18 protein-coding genes and 1 pseudogene are annotated in these 21,764 nt (G+C 63.6%); 6 read left to right on the top strand and 13 right to left on the bottom strand.

Annotated features, from left to right (window positions below; translation table 11 throughout):
• Positions 1-55: 55 nt before the first annotated feature.
• Positions 56-1,663 carry a murein biosynthesis integral membrane protein MurJ gene (gene murJ / locus EKH80_RS01160; RefSeq protein WP_126682888.1) on the bottom strand — a complete coding sequence of 536 codons (1,608 nt, stop codon included), beginning with the start codon at positions 1,661-1,663 and terminating at the stop codon, positions 56-58.
• 191 nt (positions 1,664-1,854) lie between these two features.
• Between murJ and rpsT the strand changes: the two genes are divergently transcribed.
• A complete protein-coding gene (rpsT, locus tag EKH80_RS01165) occupies positions 1,855-2,118 on the top strand; it encodes a 30S ribosomal protein S20 (RefSeq protein ID WP_126682889.1) in 264 nt (87 codons plus the stop codon).
• Positions 2,119-2,201: 83 nt separating this feature from the next.
• On the opposite strand, the gene EKH80_RS01170 is transcribed toward rpsT, so the two are convergent.
• Together EKH80_RS01170 and EKH80_RS01175 are read right to left on the bottom strand one after the other, a co-directional pair.
• The gene (locus EKH80_RS01170; protein ID WP_126682890.1) at positions 2,202-2,951 is read right to left on the bottom strand and encodes a copper homeostasis protein CutC; all 750 of its coding nucleotides are present in this window, start codon (positions 2,949-2,951) and stop codon (positions 2,202-2,204) included.
• Entirely contained in the window at positions 2,951-4,003 is a 1,053-nt protein-coding gene (locus EKH80_RS01175) for a glycosylasparaginase (RefSeq protein ID WP_126682891.1), read from the bottom strand. The genes EKH80_RS01170 and EKH80_RS01175 overlap by 1 nt, the downstream gene beginning before the upstream one ends.
• A gap of 316 nt (positions 4,004-4,319) precedes the next feature.
• Between EKH80_RS01175 and EKH80_RS01180 the strand changes: the two genes are divergently transcribed.
• Entirely contained in the window at positions 4,320-4,901 is a 582-nt protein-coding gene (locus tag EKH80_RS01180) for a hypothetical protein (protein WP_126682892.1), read from the top strand.
• Positions 4,902-4,994: 93 nt separating this feature from the next.
• Here EKH80_RS01180 and EKH80_RS01185 read toward each other — a convergent pair whose 3' ends face one another.
• The 8 genes from EKH80_RS01185 to EKH80_RS01220 all read right to left on the bottom strand — a co-directional run bounded on the left by EKH80_RS01185 (position 4,995) and on the right by EKH80_RS01220 (position 14,104).
• A complete protein-coding gene (locus EKH80_RS01185) occupies positions 4,995-6,125 on the bottom strand; it encodes a Wadjet anti-phage system protein JetD domain-containing protein (protein WP_158628707.1) in 1,131 nt (376 codons plus the stop codon).
• A gap of 19 nt (positions 6,126-6,144) precedes the next feature.
• Entirely contained in the window at positions 6,145-9,549 is a 3,405-nt protein-coding gene (locus EKH80_RS01190; RefSeq protein ID WP_126682894.1) for an ATP-binding protein, read from the bottom strand.
• Positions 9,539-10,213: a DUF4194 domain-containing protein gene (locus EKH80_RS01195; RefSeq protein WP_126682895.1), complete on the bottom strand. Its 675-nt coding sequence runs from the start codon at positions 10,211-10,213 to the stop codon at positions 9,539-9,541. Before EKH80_RS01195 ends, EKH80_RS01190 begins: the two co-directional genes overlap by 11 nt.
• A complete protein-coding gene (locus EKH80_RS01200) occupies positions 10,200-11,666 on the bottom strand; it encodes a DUF3375 domain-containing protein (protein WP_126682896.1) in 1,467 nt (488 codons plus the stop codon). The genes EKH80_RS01195 and EKH80_RS01200 overlap by 14 nt, the downstream gene beginning before the upstream one ends.
• 9 nt (positions 11,667-11,675) lie before the next feature.
• Positions 11,676-12,746, bottom strand: coding sequence for an Obg family GTPase CgtA (cgtA, locus tag EKH80_RS01205; protein ID WP_126682897.1), 1,071 nt, complete (start codon positions 12,744-12,746; stop codon positions 11,676-11,678).
• Between the two features lie 169 nt (positions 12,747-12,915).
• Positions 12,916-13,173, bottom strand: coding sequence for a 50S ribosomal protein L27 (rpmA, locus tag EKH80_RS01210; protein WP_126682898.1), 258 nt, complete (start codon positions 13,171-13,173; stop codon positions 12,916-12,918).
• Positions 13,174-13,197: 24 nt separating this feature from the next.
• The gene (gene rplU, locus EKH80_RS01215; protein ID WP_126682899.1) at positions 13,198-13,512 is read right to left on the bottom strand and encodes a 50S ribosomal protein L21; all 315 of its coding nucleotides are present in this window, start codon (positions 13,510-13,512) and stop codon (positions 13,198-13,200) included.
• A 97-nt stretch (positions 13,513-13,609) separates the two neighbouring features.
• Complete coding sequence (locus tag EKH80_RS01220) at positions 13,610-14,104, bottom strand: DUF2059 domain-containing protein (protein ID WP_126682900.1); 495 nt, start codon at positions 14,102-14,104, stop codon at positions 13,610-13,612.
• A 180-nt stretch (positions 14,105-14,284) separates the two neighbouring features.
• Here EKH80_RS01220 and uvrA point away from each other — a divergent pair, with 180 nt between their 5' ends.
• From uvrA to EKH80_RS01240, 4 genes are all read left to right on the top strand, one after another.
• The gene (gene uvrA, locus EKH80_RS01225) at positions 14,285-17,176 is read left to right on the top strand and encodes an excinuclease ABC subunit UvrA (protein ID WP_126683192.1); all 2,892 of its coding nucleotides are present in this window, start codon (positions 14,285-14,287) and stop codon (positions 17,174-17,176) included.
• Positions 17,173-17,610 carry an acyl-CoA thioesterase gene (locus EKH80_RS01230; protein WP_126682901.1) on the top strand — a complete coding sequence of 146 codons (438 nt, stop codon included), beginning with the start codon at positions 17,173-17,175 and terminating at the stop codon, positions 17,608-17,610. Before uvrA ends, EKH80_RS01230 begins: the two co-directional genes overlap by 4 nt.
• Positions 17,611-17,836: 226 nt before the next feature.
• Positions 17,837-19,294 (top strand): DUF4139 domain-containing protein, encoded by a 1,458-nt coding sequence (locus EKH80_RS01235; protein WP_126682902.1) that lies wholly within the window; start codon positions 17,837-17,839, stop codon positions 19,292-19,294.
• An 18-nt stretch (positions 19,295-19,312) separates the two neighbouring features.
• Positions 19,313-20,071: an enoyl-CoA hydratase/isomerase family protein gene (locus EKH80_RS01240; RefSeq protein WP_126682903.1), complete on the top strand. Its 759-nt coding sequence runs from the start codon at positions 19,313-19,315 to the stop codon at positions 20,069-20,071.
• A gap of 41 nt (positions 20,072-20,112) precedes the next feature.
• On the opposite strand, the gene EKH80_RS01245 is transcribed toward EKH80_RS01240, so the two are convergent.
• Together EKH80_RS01245 and EKH80_RS01250 are read right to left on the bottom strand one after the other, a co-directional pair.
• Positions 20,113-20,961, bottom strand: coding sequence for a sulfurtransferase (locus EKH80_RS01245; RefSeq protein WP_126682904.1), 849 nt, complete (start codon positions 20,959-20,961; stop codon positions 20,113-20,115).
• Positions 20,958-21,730 (bottom strand): annotated as a pseudogene (locus EKH80_RS01250) (CoA pyrophosphatase). The gene EKH80_RS01245 and the pseudogene EKH80_RS01250 overlap by 4 nt, the downstream one beginning before the upstream one ends.
• Between the last annotated feature and the right edge of the window lie 34 nt (positions 21,731-21,764).

Consider the following 21,764-nt stretch of genomic DNA (forward strand, 5'->3'; position numbering starts at 1 on the left):
CCCCAGCATTGCCATGCCAGCACATCGCGATATTGGGGTTGCACCCCAACCTACGTCACTGGTGATGGAGATCGCGCAAGCGGAAGCCGGTAGCGAACAGCACCACGACGTAGGTGCCCCCACCCGCACCGACCAGCAAGGCCAGACGCCACACGCGTCCTGCCACTGACAGCAGCGTCCAGTCGGGCCAATACCAACGTCCCAACAGCAAAAGCGCAACCATCGCTGCGCAGGCCAGCGCCAGCCGGGTCAGATGGCGCCCCCATCCCGGCTGCTGCTGATAGATGTCCGCCCGCTGCAGCCAACGCCACAGCAACCACAGGTTGATGTAACTGGCCACTGCACTGGCCATGCCCAGCGCCAGATGTAGTCCGGGCACCCTGGACAAACCATCCAGCAATGGCCCGGCCCGCAGTTCAGGTGGTGCCCAAGACGCATACAACATCATCAGAAACACGCCGTTGAGCAGCATATTCGACAGCAACGACGCCACCCCGGCACGGACCGGTGTACGCGTATCCTTGCGCGCATAAAATGACGGCAGCAGTACTTTCACCAGCGCGTACGCCGGCACGCCAAAGCTCAGCGCAGTAACCGACAGCGTGGCCATGCGCGTATCGAACGGCCGGAACTGGCCGTTCTGGAACAGCGTGGCGACCAGCGGTTGTGCCAGCAGCATCAGGCCGAACATGGCCGGCACGGCAATCAGCAAAGTGGTGCGCAAGCCCCAGTCCAGCGCTTTGGAAAAACCTTCCGTGTCGGTCGCCACGTGATGGCGCGACAGCGAAGGTAGGATCACCGTGCCCAGCGCCACGCCGAACACCCCCAGCGGCAATTCCAGAAAACGGTCAGCCTGCGACAGCCAGGTCTGCGAGCCGGAAATCAACAGCGAGGCGATCACCGTGTCGAACAACAGGTTGATCTGCGAGACGGAGGAGCCAAACAGCGTTGGCACCATCTGGCGCATGATCCGTTGTACCTGCGGGTGGCTCCAGCCCCAATGCGGCCAGGCCAGCAAATCGAGCCTGCGCAAGGCCGGAAGTTGAAACAGCACCTGCGCAATTCCCGCGGCGAGCACCGCCCAGCCCAGCGCCAGGATCGGCGTCTGCAAACGCTTCGACAGCCACCACGCGCCGGCGATCATGCACAGATTGAGGATCACCGGCGTCAGCGCCGGCAGGCCGAAACGGTGGAAGCTGTTGAGCGCCCCTCCCGCCAGCGCGGTCAGCGAGACGAACAGCAGGAAGGGAAACGTGAGCCGCAGCAACTCCACGGTGAGGGTGAACTTGTGCGGCTCTTCCACCGCCCCCGGCGTGAACAACAATGCCACCTGCGGCGCGAACAACACACACAGCGCCGCAACCACCAGCAGCACGCCACCCAGCGTCCCGGCCACACGCGACATCAGCTCCCTCAGCTCGGCATGGGTACCGGTCTCCTTCACCTCGGTGAACACCGGTACGAAGGCGGTGGAGAAGGCGCCTTCCGCGAACATGCGGCGCATGAAGTTGGGAATACGGAACGCCACCCAGAACGCATCGGTGGCCACGTTGGCGCCGAACACATGGCTGATCGAGATATCCCTGAGCAGCCCGAGCACGCGCGAAACCATGGTCATGCTGCTGAAGGAAAGCAGCCCGCGTAACATGCTGGGGGATTTCATGCTGAGGTTGAGGTCGGTCAGGGCCAGAACGGCGTGTAGTTTGGCAGTAGTATGGGGGCGACGAAAACGCGCCGCGGCGCCCAGCCGCCACACAGATGCTGGCGGCCCGGCTTAAGCGCTTGACCTGCCGGCAAATTACCGTCATAATTGCCGCCTTTTTCCAGCCCCAGTATTCATTCCGGAGTTCTACCTTGGCCAACATCAAGTCCGCGAAGAAGCGCGCGCGCCAGTCCGAGCAGCGCCGCCTGCGCAACGTCAGCGCCCGTTCCATGGTCCGTTCCGCCCTGCGCAAGGTCGTCAAAGCGATCGAAGCGAAGGACAAGGCTGCCGCCGTGGAAGCCTTCGCGGCTGCCCAGCCGGTGATGGATCGCTACGCCGCCCGCGGCCTGATCCACAAGAACAAGGCCGCTCGCCACAAGAGCCGCCTGAACGCGAAGATTCATGAGCTGGCCTAAGGCTGAGCTCGCGTAAGGGTTGGTACAAAAGGCCGGCGGAAACGCCGGCTTTTTTGTGCTCCGAAATGCAGCCGCCTCCCCTACTACACGTAGGGGAGGGAGCCGATGCCGGCTAGCTGAGCCTTCATCGCCCGCACCTCTTCCACGCTGCTCTGCTCGATATCCGGCGCCAGATCCTTCAACGCCGGATTGAGATAGCGCATCGAGGATTTCAGCACCGTACGCGCCGAGCCATGAAACTCATGGGCTCCGGTCAACCGCGCCACTTCGGCCAGATTGCCAGAGCGTATGCCCGCCCCGGCCATGATCCTGATCCGTTCTCCTGCCTGCCTCACCAGGCCGGCCAGCACCTGAGCACCGGCCAGTGCATTGGCGCATCCGCCCGACGTGAGCACGCGCTCGCAACCCAGCGCGATGATGTCCTCCAATGACCGGTTCAGATCCACGCTTGCATCGATCGCACGATGGAAAGTCACGCCCAGCTTGCCGGCAGCCCCGATCAATTCACGGCAGCGCGGATCGACCTTTCCGTCTGCATCGAGCGCACCGATCACCACTCCATCGAATCCCAGCCCGGCGCAGGTTTCGATGTCCCGCCGCATCATCTCGAACTCGGCATCGTCATACAGAAAATCGCCGGCCCGCGGCCGCACCAGCACATACACCGGAATGCGCACACGCTCGCGCACGGCAACCAGCATTCCGTAGGACGGGGTGATGCCGCCTTCGGCCAGGCTGCTGCAAAGTTCGACGCGGTCGGCACCGCCTTCCTGCGCGGCCAGGGCGGATGCCAGCGAACCGGCGGCAATTTCAAGCAAGGGTTGTCTGCTCATTAGCTGTACGTGGTCTGGTAAACACTGGGCGAGGCGAGCAGGCGATCCTGCTGCTGCGCATCGCACACCGCATAGGTGAAGCCTTTCTGGATCGCGTAGGCACCGCATTCGCCGTCACGCCGCAGGGCGAGAAAACCTACCTGCAACTCCTTCGCGGCATCCGGTCGCTTCTTCACGATGCGCCGCACGGCCTCTTCGCAAGCCTCCTGCGGGCTGCGCCCCTGGCGCATCAGTTCCACCACCAGGAAGCTGCCGGCATTGCGAATCACTTCCTCGCCGACACCGGTCGAGGTGGCGCCACCCACTTCGTTGTCGACGTACAAACCGGCGCCGATGATCGGACTATCGCCCACGCGGCCGCGCAGCTTCCACGCCATGCCGCTGGTGGTGCAGGCGCCGGCAAGGCGTCCGTTCGCATCTACGGCCAGCATGCCGATGGTGTCGTGATTGTGCTTGCCGCCTGGTAGACCCAGGTTCTGCACGCTGCGGTGGTAGTCGATGTTCTCGCTGTTGGCCACCGGCTTGTACTTGGCCTGCTTCAGCCATTCGTGCCAGGCCTTTTCGGATGCCGGCGTGAGCAGGTCTTCTTTCTTGAAGCCCTGCTGCAAGGCGAATTCCAGCGCTCCGTCACCGACCAGCAGGACGTGCTGTGTGTTCTCCATCACCTTGCGCGCCACGTTGATCGGATGGCCGATATGTTCCAATGCCGCTACGGCACCACAGCGGCCGTCGCCATCCATGATGCTGGCATCCAGCGAAACGTGGCCGTCGCGATCCGGATAGCCCGCACGCCCCACACTATGATTGTTGAGATCCGACTCCGGCACCATTACGCCCTGCTCCACCGCATCCAGCGGCTTGCCGCCCTTGCCGAGCAAGGCCCACGCCGCCTGGTTGGCCGGCACACCGAAATCCCAGGTGGAAACGACGCGTGCGCCCACCTTGCCGGGGACAGAGCCGGCCACCGTGGTGGTGGCGCGCGAGATGCGTGGCAGCGCCAAGACGGAACTGGCCAGCAGGCTGGCTTTGAGGAAGTCGCGGCGATCGGTCATGAATAGCTCCGGCAGGAGGACATCGCATCATGACGGATTGACGCAATGCCCGCATGCTTCACAGGTCATGATCCCTGTCGCTGGTCGCCACGAAACTCTCTGCGGTAAACGGAGGGCGCAACCTGGGCGCCTCAAGCCGAATACTTCCGCTGCGATGCCGGCCTCGAACAGGCTGAGGCCACGGTAAGCGATCGACACCACTCGGGGCAGCACGGCAGGCATGGCGGCTTCCTACCGCTATGGGGCGAATTCGTCAATGGGATTCCTTCCGCGCGCTGCGTAAAGTAGCTGCATCGAAGCCTCTTGGAGCTCTGCCGTGCTCCCCAAGCTTGCATCGATCGGCGTGCTCCTTCTGGCCTGGGCCATGGCCGACTCCCGCCCCATGAGCAGCATGAGTTCCAGCATGATCGAAGCCTTGCGCGCCGAAGGTCCCCACGCCTCGCTAGGAGCTCAGGCCAGCGTGTTCGGTCGACTGGTCGGCACCTGGGACCTCACCTGCGAGCGGCATGCCTCCGACGGCGCGCACACGAACTCGCGCGGCATTTGGTCTTTCGGGTGGGTCATCGATGGCCGGATCTTGCAGGACGTCATCGACTTCTTTGCGGCCGGGCAATCGGCCGAGCGCGATGGCGGCACCACGCTGCGGTTTTACGACACGCAGACCCGGCAATGGCGTGTCTATTTCTTCGCGCCTGCGCGCAACGCCGTCATCGCGCTTGCCGGCGGCGCCGAGGGTAACCGGATCGTTCTGCGTGGGAATGATGTGGATGGATCGCTACTGCGCTGGTCCTTCAACGACATCAAGCCGGATTCGCTCTACTGGAAGGGCGAAATCTCGCACGATGGCGGCAAATCCTGGCGAATTGAACAGGAGATGCACCTGACCAGGCATCGGTAGGCTGGGATCACAATCGTAGGCTGGGTTGAAAAACCCAGCATGGCCATGCGTGTAACCCACGCGATGCTGGGATTGTCATCCCAGCCTACACCGTCACGGGGCGAGGTTACTCACTATGCGTCGCCAGGCAAAATCCCACGCAATGCGCTCCTGCTCCAGGCGCACTTGCTTGTACTCGCCTTCGCGCAAGGCGCGATACAAGTCCTGCTCTGCGTCGGTGAGATGCGAAAACGCTGTTGCCGCATGCGGTTTCTCTTCCCTGCCCCACAACTGCTTGAATTCCAGCAGTGTCGTTTCATCCATCAGCAACGACTGCGCCTGCGGCAAATGCATGCGCAATCGGCTCAGTATCGCGAAACCGTGCGTATCGATATCGCCCCAGTAAAACACCGGCAAAGATGCCACCCACGGCAAGCGCGCCAATGCATCCACCGCATAGCCACGCTGCATGAACACCAGCGTGCCGGGCAGCTCTTCGCAGGCAAGACCGGTGACGAGATTTTCCACGATCAGCACCTGCCGCACAGGCAAGGCCAGCTCGACCAACTCATCAACCGGCGCTTCGATGTCAGCCAGGCCGGCCAACGCTGCACGCAACGCCGGATCGAGCAAGCGCATGCGCAAGCGGTCAGGCGCGGCACGCAAGCCCGTCACCGAGTGAAAATCGCCGGACGATCCACAGCCCTGCAACGCACCTACCCACGCCGACACCACCCCGCGACGCGATTCGATCCACTTGCTGTCGATGCCGGAAATCCCGAGCTGCCGCGGATATAGACCCGATGCCGGATGCTGCCACAGCCACTCGACTACGCGACACAGACACCCGAAATCAGTGTCGTCCAGATCGGCCAGCAGGTCGAAATGGCGCGACAATTCCGCTTGCCAAGCGGCATCGGCCTGCCACGCCGCCAGGGCATCGAAACGTTGCTTCGCCACGGACCAGCGTGCCAGCTGCCTCAATGTCCCAGCTACGGCTGCCGGCGCAGCAAACTGCCAGGCGCAAGGGATCCGCTGCTCGCCCACGCGCGACCAGGTACGCGCTTCATAGCGCACCACCCCCTCTCCGCCGCGCGATACGTCCCGCCATTGCGCAAGCCAGCCATCGAAATGCGCCCAGTCCGCCAGCACCTTCGCTTCGGTAGGCGGGTCAATGCTCAAGGCCAGCGGCCATTCGCCCTGTCCCTGCAGCCAATGGCGCCGCTGGTTGTGCCAGCGTGACAACAGACGCCTTCGCAGCTCCTCAGGCGTCCGCATCGGCCTGGCGCACCTTCTCGGGCAAGGCCAACCGCTTGTTGCCTTCGTCGTATTCGATCAGCAGCACGCCTGAATCGTGACGGCCGGTAATATCGACGAAGCACGCGCCACCGATGAATGGCTCCAGCGTCATCACCGACTTCAGCGGCGTGGCCACCACCATCTGGAAGCCGAAGTTCTCGAAGATGTTCATCGCCAGCGCGGTGAATTCGTTGTCGGCCTTGTCGAAGGCTTCGTCGAGCACCACCGGCGCATAACGCGGCAAATGTCCGTCATCACCGCCGAGCTGGTAGCGCAACGCTGCGGCAAGACAGGTCGTAGCCAGCTTCTGGCGCTGGCCGCCGGATTTGCCAGCACCGCTGCGGTACACCTCTACCGTAGCCTGCGTGTTGGCATCCTTCTCCACGCCCACGAATTCCACATGCTGGCGCACGTCCAGCACCTGTTCACGCCAGCGCTTGTGTTCGGCATCGTCGGCAGCCAGCTTGGCCACCACCTGGCGCAACACGGCGAACTGCGCCTCGGCGCGATCGCGATCCTCGGTCTGGTGGTGGGAAAGCACCTCGCGCAATTGCAGCTGGAAGTCGCGCACTTCCGGCAAATTGCGGTCGGTGAGGTCGATCTGCAGCAGGGTGCCGCGGTTGAACGGCACGCGCTCCAGGCTTTCGTTCACCTCCTCCATGCGCTGGCCGATCGACTTGCGCGCCTCGGTCATGTGTTTCTGCAGCACCAGCAGGTTCTGCTTGCTCTGGCTTTGCAGCAGTTCGAAGAAACGCGCCTCATGCTTGGGTAGGCCGTCCAGTTCCAGCCGGCGCAGACGAGAGAGAAAACCTTCCGCCGAATCCATGTTGGGCGTGAAGTCGGCGCTGTCCTGTGGCCACTTGCGGCAGAAGCTGCGGAAGCATTCTTCGGCCGTTTGCACCAAGGCATTGTCCTTCTGCGCCTGCTCGGCCAAGGCCACGTTCAAGCCGTCCTTGACTTGGTTGATCTGGCGTTCGAGATTGTCCAGCAGCAACGGCGGATGCTGCGGCAAACGCATCGCCAGCGCATTGGCCTGCACAGGCGACAGCGTCATCGCGTGGGCCAGCGGCAGGCAGGATTCACGTTGCCGGGTTACGCCGTTGCGCTCTTTTTCCAGCGAGAGGCGCTCGGCGGAAGCGTCTTCCAGGTTGCCGGCCGCACGCCCTCGCGCAATGCGTTCGGTATCGAGCTGGCGCATGATCTCCTGCAGCGTGGCATCGCCCGCGCGCAATTGCTGCAGCTGGGTTTCGATATCGCCCAGGCGGCGCAGCTTGGGCGCCACGTCGATCTCTTCCCATTCCAGGTTGGCGAGCTGCGAAGCGGCCAGGCGGCGGTCACCGTCTGTATCGCGCTCGGCCTTCAACTGGTCCAGCTCGGCGGCGGCTTGCGCGATCGCCTGGGCCAGCTCCTGCCCTTCGCGCTCGAACACGGCGAGCTTGTCGCGGTTGTCGAAGCCGAGCACCCAATTGCGGCGGTCATCCACCGCACGGCGATCATCCTTTTCATGCCGGTCGCCGCCATGCTTCACCAGGCCCTCGCGGGTGATGGCACGATCGGCATTACGCAAGGCAGCCGGCGTATCCACGCAAGCGTAGTCGAAGCGCCGCGTCAGCTCGTTGGTGAGCCAATCGCGATGTGCATGATCGCGAACCTCCAGCCGATGCACCAGCGAGCGCGACTCCGGCGTACGGTTACCAAGCCCATCGGCGCGCCCTACGCGGTAATACACCAGCTTGCCGCCCAAGTGAGTCTTGTTGACCCAGCTGGAAACCTCCGCATAGTGGCGCTCGTCCACCAGCAGCGACAAGGCGAAACCGTGCAGCACGCGCTCGACGGCCCCTCGCCATGCGGCGTGTTCGGCTTTCACCTGCAACAGCTCGCCCACGAAGGGCAGCGTGTTCTCCGACCAGCCCAGCTCGCTGCACAGGCGTGCACGCATGGCCTGGACCGGCGCGGGTATATTGGATGGATTGCGTTTCAGTGCCTCGATCTCGGCGCGCACGCCGCCAAAGCGCTGGCTGGCCAGGTCGCGTTCGCGCTTGAGCGCATCCATGCGTTCTTCCAGGCCGGCCGCACGATCGCGCGCGCCGTCCAGCAGTTCGCGCGAACGCCCTACCAGCTCGGCAAAACCTTGCGCAGTGGACGGCACAGTCCAGTCGAGCGCCTTGCAGGCGCGCTCAGCCTTGTCACGGCGCTTCATGCGCTCGTCGCGTTCGCGTGCGACCTGCTCATGCTCGCGTTCGAGCTGGTCGATCAGGTCGCCACCCTGCTCGCGGCGCTGGCGTTCCAGATCGAGCAGGCGGCGGTCGTGGTTTTCCACGATTTGCCGGCGTTGCGCGATTTCGCCTTCCAGCGCCACGTCGCGCACGTTCAGTTCGGCCAGCTTTTCGTCCAGCAGCACGAGGCGGCGTTGCTCGCGCCAGGTATCCACGCAAAGATGCAGTTCACGCAGGGTGCTGGTTTCGCGTCGCAGCGTGATGAGGTCTTCGTGCGCGATACGCGCTGGCACCAGCGTATCGACCTGCTCGCGTGCAATCACCACCGCCTTGTGGGCGGCATCCAGCTCACCGAAGTCTGTCACCAACCGGCTCGCTGCACCGAAAGTTTCCGGCTCATCCAGCATGAAGCCGCGCAGGAACGAATTCAGATCGCCCAGGTTCTTGGCCGACTGCGTCTTGTGCAGCAGCTTCAGCGCCATTTCGTTCTGGATGCCGAGCAAACGGCGAAAGCGTTCGGCGTAGCCGGTGAAGGTATCGAAGTGGTGCACGTCTTCGCCGAGGCGCGTCTTGAGCTTGCGCAGGTCCAGATCGAAGCCCTTGAGCTCGCTGGCCACGTCGAAGGCGCGCTCGCACACCATGTAGTGCTTCTTCACGTCCGCCGCGGTGGAACCGTTGCCGGCGACCCAGAACAGGCGAATCAGGCTGACCGTTTCCCCCACCGCATTGCGGTATTCCAGCACCAACGCAGACCAGGTGCTGCCTTTGCGCAGGTACTGCGTGGCGATTTCACCGGATTCGCCATCGTGCTGATCCGCCCACGCACCGCGTACGTACGAAACCAGGCTGCGATCGCGGCCGCTGCGTTCGGCCTCGCGCGCGGCGGCGTTGAAGTCCACCAGGTTCGGTGGCACCAGCAAGGCCGACATGGCGTCGAGCAAAGTGGATTTGCCCGAGCCGGAACGGCCCACGAACAGAAAGCCGCGCTCGGCGATCGGCACCTCGACCAGGCCGCTGAAGGTGCCCCAGTTGAACACCTGCAGGCGCCGCATGCGGAACTGCTCGTCGCGCGGGTCGGGCAAGTCGGAGAGGAACAGCGTGGGTGTCGTGTCGCGCTTGGGTTGCTTGCGCGTGGTCTTGGCCTTAGCGTTCATCCGCTGCCTCCTCCATGGCTTCGTCCGCCTCGCGCAGCTGGCGGTAGATCTGCGCCAGGTTCTGCACGTCCTCAGCCGAGAACAGCAGCTTCAGCGCGGGCGACACTTCGTAGCGATCTTCGCTGCCGCGCAGCTTTTCCAGCACGTGGTTGTCCTTCATCTTGGCGATGGAGCCAGCAACGCGCCTGTTGAAGCCGGCACGGTCGGTGGAAAGATTCTTTTCGTACACCGACAAGGCATCCAGCAGCACGCTTTCCTCCACCACCGCGCGACGCCCTTGCGCATCGGCCTCGGCCAGCTGCTGGCGCAGGTGCAGCAGCAGCACCGAATCGATGAAGGTGAGCGGCGAGGAACGCAGCAGCACCGGCGTTTCCAGCTCTCCGGTGTCGGCCTGGCGCGTGAAGGCCACGCCGCCTTCCCGGTCGAGCACCAGTTCCAGGAACAGGTCGTTCAGATGCGAACGCAGCTGCGCTTCGTAGCGCAATACGGCCGGCCACAGTTGATGGTGCCGCCCTTGGTCGATACTGGGCCCGCTCAGCAGCTGGCACAGCGCGCGGCGCGCATCCAGCGGCAAACTGCCGGAGTCGCCTTCGAACAGGGCGCCATCGCGTGAAGGCTTGGGCGCAGGAGCGATGGAAAGTGTTTCGTCTTCAAGCAAATTCATTGCGTTTCTCTTTCAGAAACCACACCAGCGGAATGCGCGCCTGGCGCCAGTGGCCGTCGCCGCCCTTCCAGCGCACGGCTTCCTGTTCGTCGCCGATCACGCCATGGCGCGTGGCCAGCGAGAGATAGCCCACCACGCTGCCCAACCCCTGCTCGGCCGGCTTGCGTTCCAGTACCTGGGCAATGGAAAGCTGATCGTGCTCGGCAAGCAGCTCGTGCAGGTCGCGGCGCAGGCTGCGGAAATCGATTTCCGATTGCGACACCAGCTCGCTCACGCTGTCCAGCGAAATAGCCGCGCCTTCGCTGCGCACGATGCTGCCGTCCACCTGGGCGTTGCGCGGATCATGTAGCCGCCACTGCGAGAGCGAACGCAGGCGGCTGGTGGTGAGCTGCAGCGTGTACGGAGTGCGCTGGTGCGCGCTGACTGAGTCGCGCAATTGGAGCGCTTCGGCTTGCGCCTGTTTCAGCAATTGGTTCAAGCGGCGCTGCTCCAGGTAGCCGCGGCTCTGCACAAAGCCGCGCAGGCTGCGTGCGAACTGTTGCAGCACGTCGTGCACGTGACCACCGCGCTCCATCATCACACCGGTGAAGCCGCGCAGGAACTGGCGTTCGTGCCGTTGCAGTTTCTTGGTGAAGTTGCGCGACAGCACGTTTTCCAACGCCGCATCCAGCTGAGCGCTTTGCTCCATGTCGTTGAGCAGGCTCCAGAAGGCATGGAAGCTGCGGCCAGCTTCGCTCTCGGCGATGACGTCCACGCCTTCGAACAGGCGATCGAGCACCTCGCCGCGCTCGCCTTCGTCATCGATGATACGCTCGCGGAATTCGCGGTTCAGGCGCTCGAAGTCATCGCGCACGCGGCGAAAGTCTTCGGCCAGCTCGTCGGCAAGCTGAATCACCTCACGTGTCCGCTCCAAGGCGCGCTTGCCGTCCAGCGCGGCGACCTTGCCGGTGCCGATCCGAGCGATCTCGGCATCCAGCCGATCGCGTTCGGCGTACAGGGCCTGCAGGCGTGCGGTCGGATCGGTCTCGGTCTGCTCGGCCAGACGGACGAGCTGCTGGATCACCAGCGACAGGCGGCTCTCGGTAGCGACGTTGCGCGGCGTATCCAGTGTGCTTACGAAACGGATCGCCTGCGCGGCCAGGGCTGAGAGTTCGTATTCCTCTTCGCTCGCGCCCTCGGGCAGGCGTCGCTCCAAAAAGCCTTTGGCCAGCCAGTCGGCGATGTAAGCCTGGGCAGTACGCGGCAATTCGCGCGGCAAATCGGATGCATTGATGGCATCGAGCTGGTGCTGCAAGCGCTCGAACAGGACGGAGGCGCCGAGCTTGCGCTCGCCATCCATCAACAAGGTTTGCAGCAGGCCAATGATTTCCGGCGCGTGATCGGCGGCAAGCAGGCGCCAGAGCGGCTCATCGCGCAGGCGTCGGTAGGTGGCGATACGGGCCTGGAGTTTCATCGCTTAAGCTCAGGACTCCCCGCGCAAGCGCACATCTCCTGGCAACATGTCGGTACGCCCTTCGCGCGCTTCATGCTGTGCTTCGAAGAAGCGCTGGACCTGCTGGCACACGCTCATGGTGTTCTCGCGCGCAATGGCCGAGACCAGGAACCAGGGCTGGGTCCAGCCCAGGCGCTCGACGACGGCCTCAGCCACGCCCTGGCGCTCGTCCTCCGGCAGCACGTCAGCCTTGTTCAAGACCAGCCAGCGCGGGCGCTGCAGGAGTTGCGGGTCGAACTTCTCCAGTTCGTGCTCGATGGCGTGCACCTGCTCGGCTACGTCGGAGCCATCGATTGGCGCGATGTCCACGATGTGCAGCAGCAGGCGCGTACGTGCCACGTGGCGCAGGAACTGGATGCCCAGGCCCGCTCCTTCCGCGGCACCTTCGATCAGGCCGGGGATGTCGGCAATCACGAAGCTCTGGTCGGTTCCAAGGCTGACCACACCCAGGTTGGGATGCAAGGTGGTGAACGGGTAGTCGGCCACCCGCGGGGTGGCGGCGGAAACGGCGCGGATGAAGGTGGATTTGCCGGCGTTGGGGAAGCCAAGCAGGCCCACGTCGGCCAGCAGCTTCAGCTCCAGCTTCAGCTCGCGCACCTCGCCAGGCGTGCCGGGGGTGGATTTACGTGGCGCGCGGTTCACCGAACTCTTGAAGTGGATATTGCCCAGGCCGCCCTTGCCGCCCTGCGCCACCAGCAGGCGCTGACCGTGCGCGGTGAGGTCACCGATGATTTCGTCGGTGTCGAGGTTGGTGACGACCGTGCCGACCGGGACGCGGATGCTGTTGTCCCCGCCGCCCTTGCCGTACATGTCGCTGCCCATGCCGTTCTCGCCGCGCTGCGCCTTGAAGCTGCGCTGGTGACGAAAATCGATCAGCGTGTTGAGGCCTTCATCGGCCACCAGCCAGACCGAGCCGCCCGAGCCGCCGTCACCGCCGTCGGGCCCCCCGAACGGGATGAATTTTTCGCGGCGAAAGCTGATGCAGCCGTTGCCGCCGTCCCCGGCGTGGACTTTGATGATCGCTTCGTCGACGAATTTCATGAGCTTGAGACCGTAGATGAGGGATCCTGGCGGAAAGGCGATCTTGCCATACCGTCATTCCGGCATAGGCCGGCATGAGGCCGAGGCAGAGCCGGCCAGGACCCGGATAAGACTGATAAAACAAAAGCCCCGCCGGGGCGGGGCCTTCGTTGCAGTGCAAAGGCTTCGATCAGGCCTTGACTACATTGACGAACTTGCGGTTGTTCTCGCCGCGGGTCTTGAACTCGACCACGCCGTCAACCAGCGCGTAGAGAGTGTGGTCACGGCCCAGGCCCACGCCGGTGCCGGCATGAAACTTGGTGCCGCGCTGGCGGACGATGATGTTGCCGGCCTCGATGGCCTGGCCACCGTAAATCTTCACGCCGAGGTATTTCGGGTTCGAATCGCGACCGTTGCGGGATGAACCTACGCCTTTCTTATGTGCCATGACTGATTACTCCAGATTGGCGGATCAGGCGTTGATGCCCGTGATCTCGACTTCGGTAAAATGCTGACGATGTCCCTGCTGGCGCTTGTAATGCTTGCGGCGGCGGAACTTGACGATGCGGACCTTGTCGGCGCGGCCATGCTTGCGCACGGTGGCGGTGACGGTGGCGCCGGCCACGGTCGGAGCGCCGACGGTGATGGTCTCACCGGCGCCGACCAACAGCACCTGGTCGAACTTCACGCTGGCGCCTTCTTCGGCGCTCAGAAGCTCCACGCGCAGGACATCGCCCTGCTGGACGCGGTATTGCTTGCCGCCGGTCTTGATGACTGCATAACTCATGGGATTGGCCCTTGTGTCGTTATTCTCTTGGGTTCGATGCAGCCCTTACAGGCGCACCGAACTGGGGATTATAGCGATGCGGGCGTTGACTGGTCAATCACTGACCAGCCGGGTCCTTGCCGCCGCCGGTCGCCGGGCAGCGCCCGTCCGCCCCCAGTTTCCCTTGCTTCTGCAGCTCGGCAAACATGTCCGCGGTGCGCTGACGGCTCCATTGCTGGCCGCTCTGGGCCGCCTCGGCCAGGGTGGCCGGCATCTGGGCAACCAGCTTCTGTCCCAACGGAGATTTATAGAATTTGATCAGGCCCGCCACTTCATCGGCGCTGAAATGGTGCTGGTAGGCCGGGATCATCGCCGTAACCAGCTGTTCGGTCCCGGCCTTGTCGATGTAGCCCTTCCAGTAGTCGACCGGCACGCACGGGAGCTGCTGGCCCATCATCTCGGCCATCTGGCCGTTCATGGCGGCGAACTGGCCGGACACGTTCATGACCTGCATCAGTTCCCGGACCTGCGCCTCGCTAGGCTGCGACGCCAGGGCCGGGCCAGACGCCAGCGCTGCACATGCCCCCAGGATCATCCACCGCTTGCCCTTCATAGGTCCTCCGCTCACCACCGGCGTTCACCTTTGAGAGCATAAGTCGCCTGCCTGACTGCTGCCTAGACGGACGCACGCCCGGCCTGCTGACACAACGTTGTCAGCAGGTTTTCGTTCACGCCCTGCGGCCCTGACACAAGCACTTGTTATAGTGCGAGGTCACCCAAAATAGTCAGCGTGATGGATACCATACGCATTCGCGGCGCGCGCACGCACAACCTCAAGAACATCGACCTGGACCTACCCCGTGATCGGCTGATCGTGATCACCGGCCTGTCCGGTTCGGGCAAATCCTCGCTGGCCTTCGACACCATCTATGCCGAGGGCCAGCGGCGCTATGTCGAATCGCTGTCGGCCTATGCCCGCCAATTCCTCTCGATGATGGAAAAGCCGGACGTGGACCACATAGAGGGCCTGTCGCCGGCCATCTCGATCGAGCAGAAATCCACCTCGCACAACCCGCGCTCCACCGTGGGCACCATCACCGAGGTGTACGACTACCTGCGCCTGCTGTACGCGCGCGTGGGCACGCCGCGCTGCCCGGACCACGGCATTCCGCTGGAGGCGCAGACGGTAAGCCAGATGGTCGACACTACCCTGGCGCTGAACCCGGAAAAGCGCTTCATGCTGCTGGCACCGGTGATCCGCGAGCGCAAGGGCGAGCACGTACAAGTGTTCGAGCAACTGCGCGCCCAGGGCTTCGTGCGTGCACGCGTGGATGGCGCCGTGTACGACCTGGATGCTGTGCCACCGCTCACCCTGCGCCAGAAGCACACCATCGAGGCGGTGATCGACCGCTTCCGTCCGCGCGAAGACCTCAAGCAGCGCCTGGCCGAATCGTTCGAGACTGCGCTGCGACTGGGCGACGGTCTGGCCATCGTGGTCGACATGGACGACGCCAAGGCGAGCGAACAGCTGTACTCTTCCCGCTACTCCTGCCCGGTGTGCGACTACTCGCTGCCGGAACTGGAACCTCGCCTGTTCTCCTTCAACTCGCCGGTGGGCGCCTGCCCCTCTTGCGACGGCCTGGGCGTGACCCAGGTGTTTTCACCTGAGCGGGTGGTGCATCACCCGGATATGTCGCTCTCCAACGGTGCGATCCGCGGCTGGGACCGGCGCAACGCGCATTACTTCCAGTTGATTCTGTCGCTGTCCAAGCACTACGGGTTCGACGTGGACACGCCCTGGCAGAAACTGTCCAAGCCCGTGCAGCAAGCCGTGCTGTACGGCAGCGGCAAGGAAAAAATCACCTTCAAGTACCTCACCGAGCGTGGCGGCAAGGTCACGCGCGAGCATGCCTTCGAAGGCATCCTGCCGAACCTGGAGCGCCGCTACAAGGAAACCGAATCGGCAGCGGTGCGCGAAGAACTGGCCAAGTACATCAGCGACCAGCCTTGCCGTGAATGCGAGGGGCAGCGTCTGAACCGTTCGGCGCGCAACGTGTTCGTGGTCGATCAGTCATTGCCCTCGCTTACCTCGCGCTCCATCGACGACTCACTCGCCTTCTTCGAAACGCTCACGCTCAGCGGCTGGCGTGGCGAGATCGCGGTGAAGATCGTGAAGGAAATCCGCGAACGCCTGAGCTTCCTCAACGACGTAGGTCTGAACTACCTCACGCTCGACCGCCAAGCTGATTCACTGTCCGGCGGCGAGGCACAGCGCATTCGCCTGGCCTCGCAGATCGGTGCCGGCTTGGTCGGCGTGATGTACGTGCTGGATGAACCTTCGATCGGCCTGCATCAGCGCGACAACGAGCGCCTGCTCGGCACGCTTACCCGGCTACGCGACCTGGGCAACACGGTGATCGTGGTGGAACATGACGAGGATGCGATCCGTGCCGCCGATCATGTGCTCGACATCGGCCCCGGCGCCGGTGTGCACGGCGGCGAAATAGTCGCGCAAGGCACGCTGAAGGACATCCTCGCCTCGCCGCGTTCGGTCACCGGCCAATACCTGTCCGGCAAGCGCGAGATCAAGGTGCCCGAAGATCGCCGCGAGCAGCTCGACAAGGAATCCTGGCTGCATTTGCGCGGGGCCAGCGGCAACAATCTTAAAAGCGTGGACCTGGCGATTCCCGCGGGCCTGTTCACTTGCGTCACCGGCGTATCGGGTTCCGGCAAGTCCACTCTGATCAATGACACGCTGTTCGCGCTCGCGGCCGCGGAATTGAACGGCTCAAGCGTCCAGCCTGCGGCGTACAAGTCAGTGGAGGGGCTGGAACTGTTCGACAAGGTAGTGGATATAGACCAGTCGCCGATCGGTCGCACACCGCGTTCGAATCCCGCCACCTATACCGGCCTATTCACCCCTCTGCGCGAGCTGTTTGCGCAGGTGCCCGAAGCGCGTTCACGTGGCTACACCGCTGGCCGCTTCAGTTTCAACGTGCGCGGCGGCCGCTGCGAGGCCTGCGAAGGCGACGGCATGATCAAGGTGGAAATGCACTTCCTGCCGGACGTGTACGTACCTTGCGACGTCTGCCACGGCAAGCGATACAACCGCGAAACGCTGGAAATTCTCTACAAGGGCCACACGATTGCCGACGTGCTCGACATGACGGTGGAAGACGCCGCCAAGCTGTTCGAGAACGTGCCGGTGATTGCACGCAAGCTGGATACGCTGCGCGCAGTGGGCCTGGACTACATCAAGCTGGGCCAGAGTGCGACCACCCTGTCCGGCGGCGAGGCGCAACGCGTGAAACTGTCCAAGGAATTGTCCAAGCGCGATACGGGTCGCACGCTGTACATCCTCGACGAGCCCACCACAGGCCTGCATTTCCATGACATCGAGCAGTTGCTGGACGTGTTGCATCAGCTGGTCGAACAGGGCAACACGGTGGTGGTGATCGAGCACAATCTCGACGTGATCAAGACCGCCGACTGGATCGTGGACCTGGGACCGGAAGGCGGCGCCGGCGGCGGGCGCATCCTGGTCACCGGCACGCCGGAAGCCGTGGCCGCCACGCCGGGCTCGCACACCGGACGCTTCCTCGCCACCCACCTCAAGCCGGCAAAGGCCGCGCGCGCGAAGATCGAGAACGACAAGCCCAAACCCAAACGCAAAGTAGCCCTATGACAACGGCACCCGATACCCCCGCAGCGCAATCGCCCCTGCTGTACACCGCGCCGATCAGCGTGCGCTGGCGTGATCTGGACGCGTTCAACCACGTCAACAATTCAACCTACCTCACCTATCTGGAAGAGGCGCGCGTGCAATGGCTGCAGCGCCTCCCCGGCCCATGGTCCGACGAGCACGCGATGCCGGTGATGGCCGCCAGCGAACTCAACTACCGCCTGCCGATCGAATGGCCTGGCGAGGTGCACGTGCAGTTGTACTGTACACGGCTGGGCAACAGCTCCATGACGGTCGGGCATCGCATTGTCGACGCCGCCGATCACAACAAGCTTTACTGCGATGGCCACGTGGTGATGGTGTGGATGGATCCGGCGACCGGGAAATCCGTGCCGTTGCCGCAGGCGCTCAGGGAAGCCGCGTCCCAGGCCGCGTAGGCTGGGATGACAATCCCAGCATGCGCCGCTGATGGCCGTCATTCCCGCGAAAGCGGGAATCCATCTTCAGCTTTTTGTATCAGAGCAACATGGATTCCCGCTTTCGCGGGAATGACGACGCAAAAGGGGATCCCCTAGCAAAAGCTGAAGCACCCTCCGCGGGAGCACATGCGCCACGGTCTTCCCCCGCTATGATCGGCCGCATCATCCGCTAAGGGAGTGCACCATGACGATCAGGCATCGAACTGTATTGGCCTTCAGCCTCGCCACGCTTTGCGGCACTTCATCGGTATGGGCTGCCGATGGCGCATCCATCACCTTGTATCGCAGCGACAGCCCCTCTTTGTATGCCAGCAGCGGCGAAACCGACAGCAACGAGGGCTACGCCGTAGTCCGCGAGGGGCGCCATTTGGAGTTGCAATCGGGTGTGCATGATCTGGTGCTGGGTGACCTGCCCAATCACCTGGATGCCGAAGCGTTGGCGCTGGGCTTTCCCAACGTCTCGGCCAACGTCGTTTCGCAACGTCTGTTGATTGGCCAGGGCCCGAACGCCGCACTCACCGGCCTTACCGGCAGCAACATCAGCGTGCTCGGCGATAACGGTCAGCCGCTGGCCAGCGGCTCGTTGCTGCGCGCAGGGCCGGATGGGCTGGTCGTACGCAGCGGCAACGGTACAACGCTGATTCGCCAATACGCCGCGGTAACTACCGTGGACGGCAATTTCCCGACCGGCTCCAGCCTGCGCCTGCGCGTGGATGCTTCGCGCAGTGGGCAGGCCGACGCCGTCCTGAGCTATCCCACTTCCGGCATCGGCTGGCGTGCCAGCTATGTGGCCACGCTGCGGTATGGCAATGTCTGCAGCATGCAATTCGAATCACGCGCCAGCATTGCCAACCGCAGCGGTCGCGACTGGCGCGACAGCAACCTCACCCTGATCGCCGGCGAGCCGAATTTCGCCAAATCTGCCGCACCTCGTCCGATGATGGTGTACGCAAACGCTGCTCCCAGGGCCGCTAACGCGTTGCCCGAGCAATCGTCCGTAGGCGATTACCGCAGCTATACCCTGCCCGCAGCGGTCGACCTGCCCGACGGCAGCGTCAGCCAGGTGCTGCTATATGCCCCGCGCACGGTCGATTGTGAACGCACCTCACTGTATGAAAATGGTGGCAACTGGATGCCGCCGCAGCCGATGCTCAACGACGGCTTCAACTCCGACAGCAACACCAGCATCACCAGCACACTACGCTTCAGCGCTTTCGACAGCCTGCCCGCCGGCTATCTGCGCGTGCTTGCAGCTGGTCGCACCGGCGGGCCGCAATTCATTGGCGAAGGGCGCATCAATGACACCCCCAAAGGAACGGATGCCACGATCACCCTGGGCACCGCTTTCGACCTGCGCGGCAAGCGCGATCGCAGCAGCTTCCACGTGGACAAGGCCGGCCGCACCCTGGACGAAGCGTTCCGCATCACGCTGACCAACGCTGGCGACTATGCGCGCACGATAACGGTACGCGAGCATCCGAATCGCTGGCGGCAGTGGACGCTGACCTCGTCCACGGTGAAGCCCAGCCAGCAGACCACCGATACTCTGGAATTCAAGGTCGACGTACCGGCCAACGGCAAGGCCGTACTCGACTATGGCGTACGCTACACCTGGACGGCTGACGATCAGCCGCAATCCTGACCACAGGGGCCCCTATCCATGCTCAACCTCATCAAGCACGATGCCGTCACCGAGATCCAGATGACGCGCCCACCGGTCAATGCACTGAATCTGGATCTGCTGCGTAGCTTGCAGCAAGCCTTGGCGGAAGCGGTAGGCGATGGCACACGCGGCGTCGTTTTGTCCGGCACCCAGGGCATGTTCTCGGCCGGCGTGGATGTGCCGGAGCTGCTGACGCGCGACCGCAGTGGCGTGCATGAATTCTGGCGCGAGTTCTTCGTCACTTGTGCCGCGCTTGCGCACCTGCCGATACCAGTCGTTGCCGCCATCACCGGCCATAGCCCCGCCGGCGGCGCGGTGCTGTCACTGTTCTGCGATTACCGTGTGATGGCGCAAGGCCCTTACCGCATCGGCCTGAACGAAGTGCAGGTGGGCCTGATTGCGCCCGACTGCATCCAGATGGCGTTGCGCCGCGTGGTGGGCGCGTACCGGGCGGAGCGCCTGCTGGTCTCCGGGGCATTGATCGATTCGGAACAGGCGCTGGCGTTCGGCTTTGTCGACGAACTTACGTCCGTGGATGAGGTTTCCACGCGTGCCCTGCACTGGCTCAGCGAAACGCTGGCCCTGCCCGCGCACGCGATGCTGGGAACGCGCCGGATCGCACGGGCGGATCTGATGACCGCTTTTGCCGACGTGGATGCCTTGCCGATCGACACGTTCGTGGATGCAACCTTCCATCCGCAGACGCAAGCCACGCTGCAAGCGTTGGTCGAGAGGCTAAAGAACAAAGCCAAATGACAAGGCACTCCCTCCCCTGCTACGGCAGGGGAGGGAGAAGATTACGCGTCTCCGGTTGCAATCGGGCGCGATTCGTCACTGATCCAGCCGCTCCACGAAGGGGCATACAAGCGCGAGCCGGCAAGCCCTGCGTGCTCCATCGCCAGCAGGTTGTGACAGGCAGTAACGCCGGAGCCGCACATATGCACCACTTGCTCCGTTGCATGATTACCGACCACCGACTGAAATTCCTTGCGCAATTCGGTCGGCGATTTGAAGCGCCCATCCGCCTGCAGATTGTCGGTGAACGGACGATTCGCCGCGCCCGGCACATGGCCTGCGACGCGATCGATCGGCTCCACCTCACCGCGATAACGCGGCGTGGCGCGCGCATCGATCAGCAGTTCATCATGCATGCCTGCGATCACGGCATGATCGAGAATCACCTGGTCATGCTGGAAATGCACGCTGACCTGGGTCGGCTGCCGCTGCGGAATCTCCTGCGTTACCGGCAGGTTCGCCGTCTTCCATGCCGCGTAGCCACCATCGAGTACCGCCGCTTCGCGCACGCCGCACAACCGTAGCAGCCACCAGAAACGCACGGCAGCCAACGCACCAGTGCTGGCGTCGTAGCACACCACCTGTAGTCCCGGGCGCCAGCCCAGGCGCGAGAGGAACGCCGAAAACGCGGCTTCGGACGGCAGCGGATGTCGCCCCAGGCCAAGCTGCACGCGGCTGAGATCGGACAAATCGTGATCAAGGTCCGCGAACACCGCACCGGGAATATGTTCGGCGCGGTAGTCACGCTCGCCCTTGGCCGGATCGGTCAGTTCATGCCGGCAATCGACGATCAACACGCCTTGTGGGGACAGCGCCGCGAGCTGTTCGGCCGCAATCAAGGTGCTTTTCATGGCTGTTCCATCCTTTGCACAAGATTCAGCAAGATCGCCGCGGTGGCGCCCCAGATGCGATGGCCTTCGTAGTGGAATTCCACCATCTCGCGCCGATGGCCGCGGTAGTCCATGGTGTAGCGCTTCAGGTTCGCCGGCTTCAGGAAAAACTTGAGCGGCACCTCGAACACCTCGGCCACTTCGGCCGGCGCCGGCCGAAACCGCGCTTCGCTGGCGATGTGCGCAACCACCGGCGTGATGCAGAAGCCGCTGATGGTTTCGAAGCAGTCCAGGTAACCCAGCGGCGTCACCCGGGCACGTTCCAGGCCGATTTCCTCTTCGCTTTCACGTAACGCCGTGGTCAGAGCATCGGCGTCGGTCGGATCGGCACTGCCACCGGGAAACGCTACCTGCCCCGCATGCGAACTCAGATGATCCGTGCGCACCGTGAGCACCAGGCATCCGTCGCGCAACCCAATCAACACGGCAGCTGGCCTGCGTTCGATCTCGCCGATCAGCTCGGTCATCGCGGCATGATTCCAGCCTGGCGGCGCCGGTGGCTGCGACAGCGGACGCAAGGCGCGCTGCAGGTCCTCGATCATACGGACTCGCGCGCGGGCAGCACCACGTCCATGTAGTGTGAACGTTCGGTCTCGCTCATGCTGCGCCAGCGGGCGATTTCATCACCAGTACGGTAGCAGCCTTCGCAAAGACCACGCGCATCCAGCCGGCAGATGCCAACGCACGGGCTCAGAATGGCTGGGAGGGGAAGCGGAGAAGGATTCGGCATGAGCTCGCCATGCTAGCGCACCCGTCGTCCCGGC

Source organism: Dyella choica (assembly GCF_003977665.1).
GTDB lineage: Bacteria > Pseudomonadota > Gammaproteobacteria > Xanthomonadales > Rhodanobacteraceae > Dyella_B > Dyella_B choica.

Coding starts and splice junctions, on each gene's coding strand:
- EKH80_RS01195 (WP_126682895.1), bottom strand. CDS start 10,213: ATGAATTTGCTTGAAGACGAAACACTTTCCATCGCTCCTGCGCCCAAG.
- EKH80_RS01235 (WP_126682902.1), top strand. CDS start 17,837: ATGACGATCAGGCATCGAACTGTATTGGCCTTCAGCCTCGCCACGCTT.
- uvrA (WP_126683192.1), top strand. CDS start 14,285: ATGGATACCATACGCATTCGCGGCGCGCGCACGCACAACCTCAAGAAC.
- rpmA (WP_126682898.1), bottom strand. CDS start 13,173: ATGGCACATAAGAAAGGCGTAGGTTCATCCCGCAACGGTCGCGATTCG.
- cgtA (WP_126682897.1), bottom strand. CDS start 12,746: ATGAAATTCGTCGACGAAGCGATCATCAAAGTCCACGCCGGGGACGGC.
- EKH80_RS01190 (WP_126682894.1), bottom strand. CDS start 9,549: ATGAACGCTAAGGCCAAGACCACGCGCAAGCAACCCAAGCGCGACACG.
- EKH80_RS01170 (WP_126682890.1), bottom strand. CDS start 2,951: ATGAGCAGACAACCCTTGCTTGAAATTGCCGCCGGTTCGCTGGCATCC.
- EKH80_RS01245 (WP_126682904.1), bottom strand. CDS start 20,961: ATGAAAAGCACCTTGATTGCGGCCGAACAGCTCGCGGCGCTGTCCCCA.
- EKH80_RS01220 (WP_126682900.1), bottom strand. CDS start 14,104: ATGAAGGGCAAGCGGTGGATGATCCTGGGGGCATGTGCAGCGCTGGCG.
- EKH80_RS01230 (WP_126682901.1), top strand. CDS start 17,173: ATGACAACGGCACCCGATACCCCCGCAGCGCAATCGCCCCTGCTGTAC.
- murJ (WP_126682888.1), bottom strand. CDS start 1,663: ATGAAATCCCCCAGCATGTTACGCGGGCTGCTTTCCTTCAGCAGCATG.
- rplU (WP_126682899.1), bottom strand. CDS start 13,512: ATGAGTTATGCAGTCATCAAGACCGGCGGCAAGCAATACCGCGTCCAG.
- EKH80_RS01240 (WP_126682903.1), top strand. CDS start 19,313: ATGCTCAACCTCATCAAGCACGATGCCGTCACCGAGATCCAGATGACG.
- EKH80_RS01200 (WP_126682896.1), bottom strand. CDS start 11,666: ATGAAACTCCAGGCCCGTATCGCCACCTACCGACGCCTGCGCGATGAG.
- EKH80_RS01175 (WP_126682891.1), bottom strand. CDS start 4,003: ATGACCGATCGCCGCGACTTCCTCAAAGCCAGCCTGCTGGCCAGTTCC.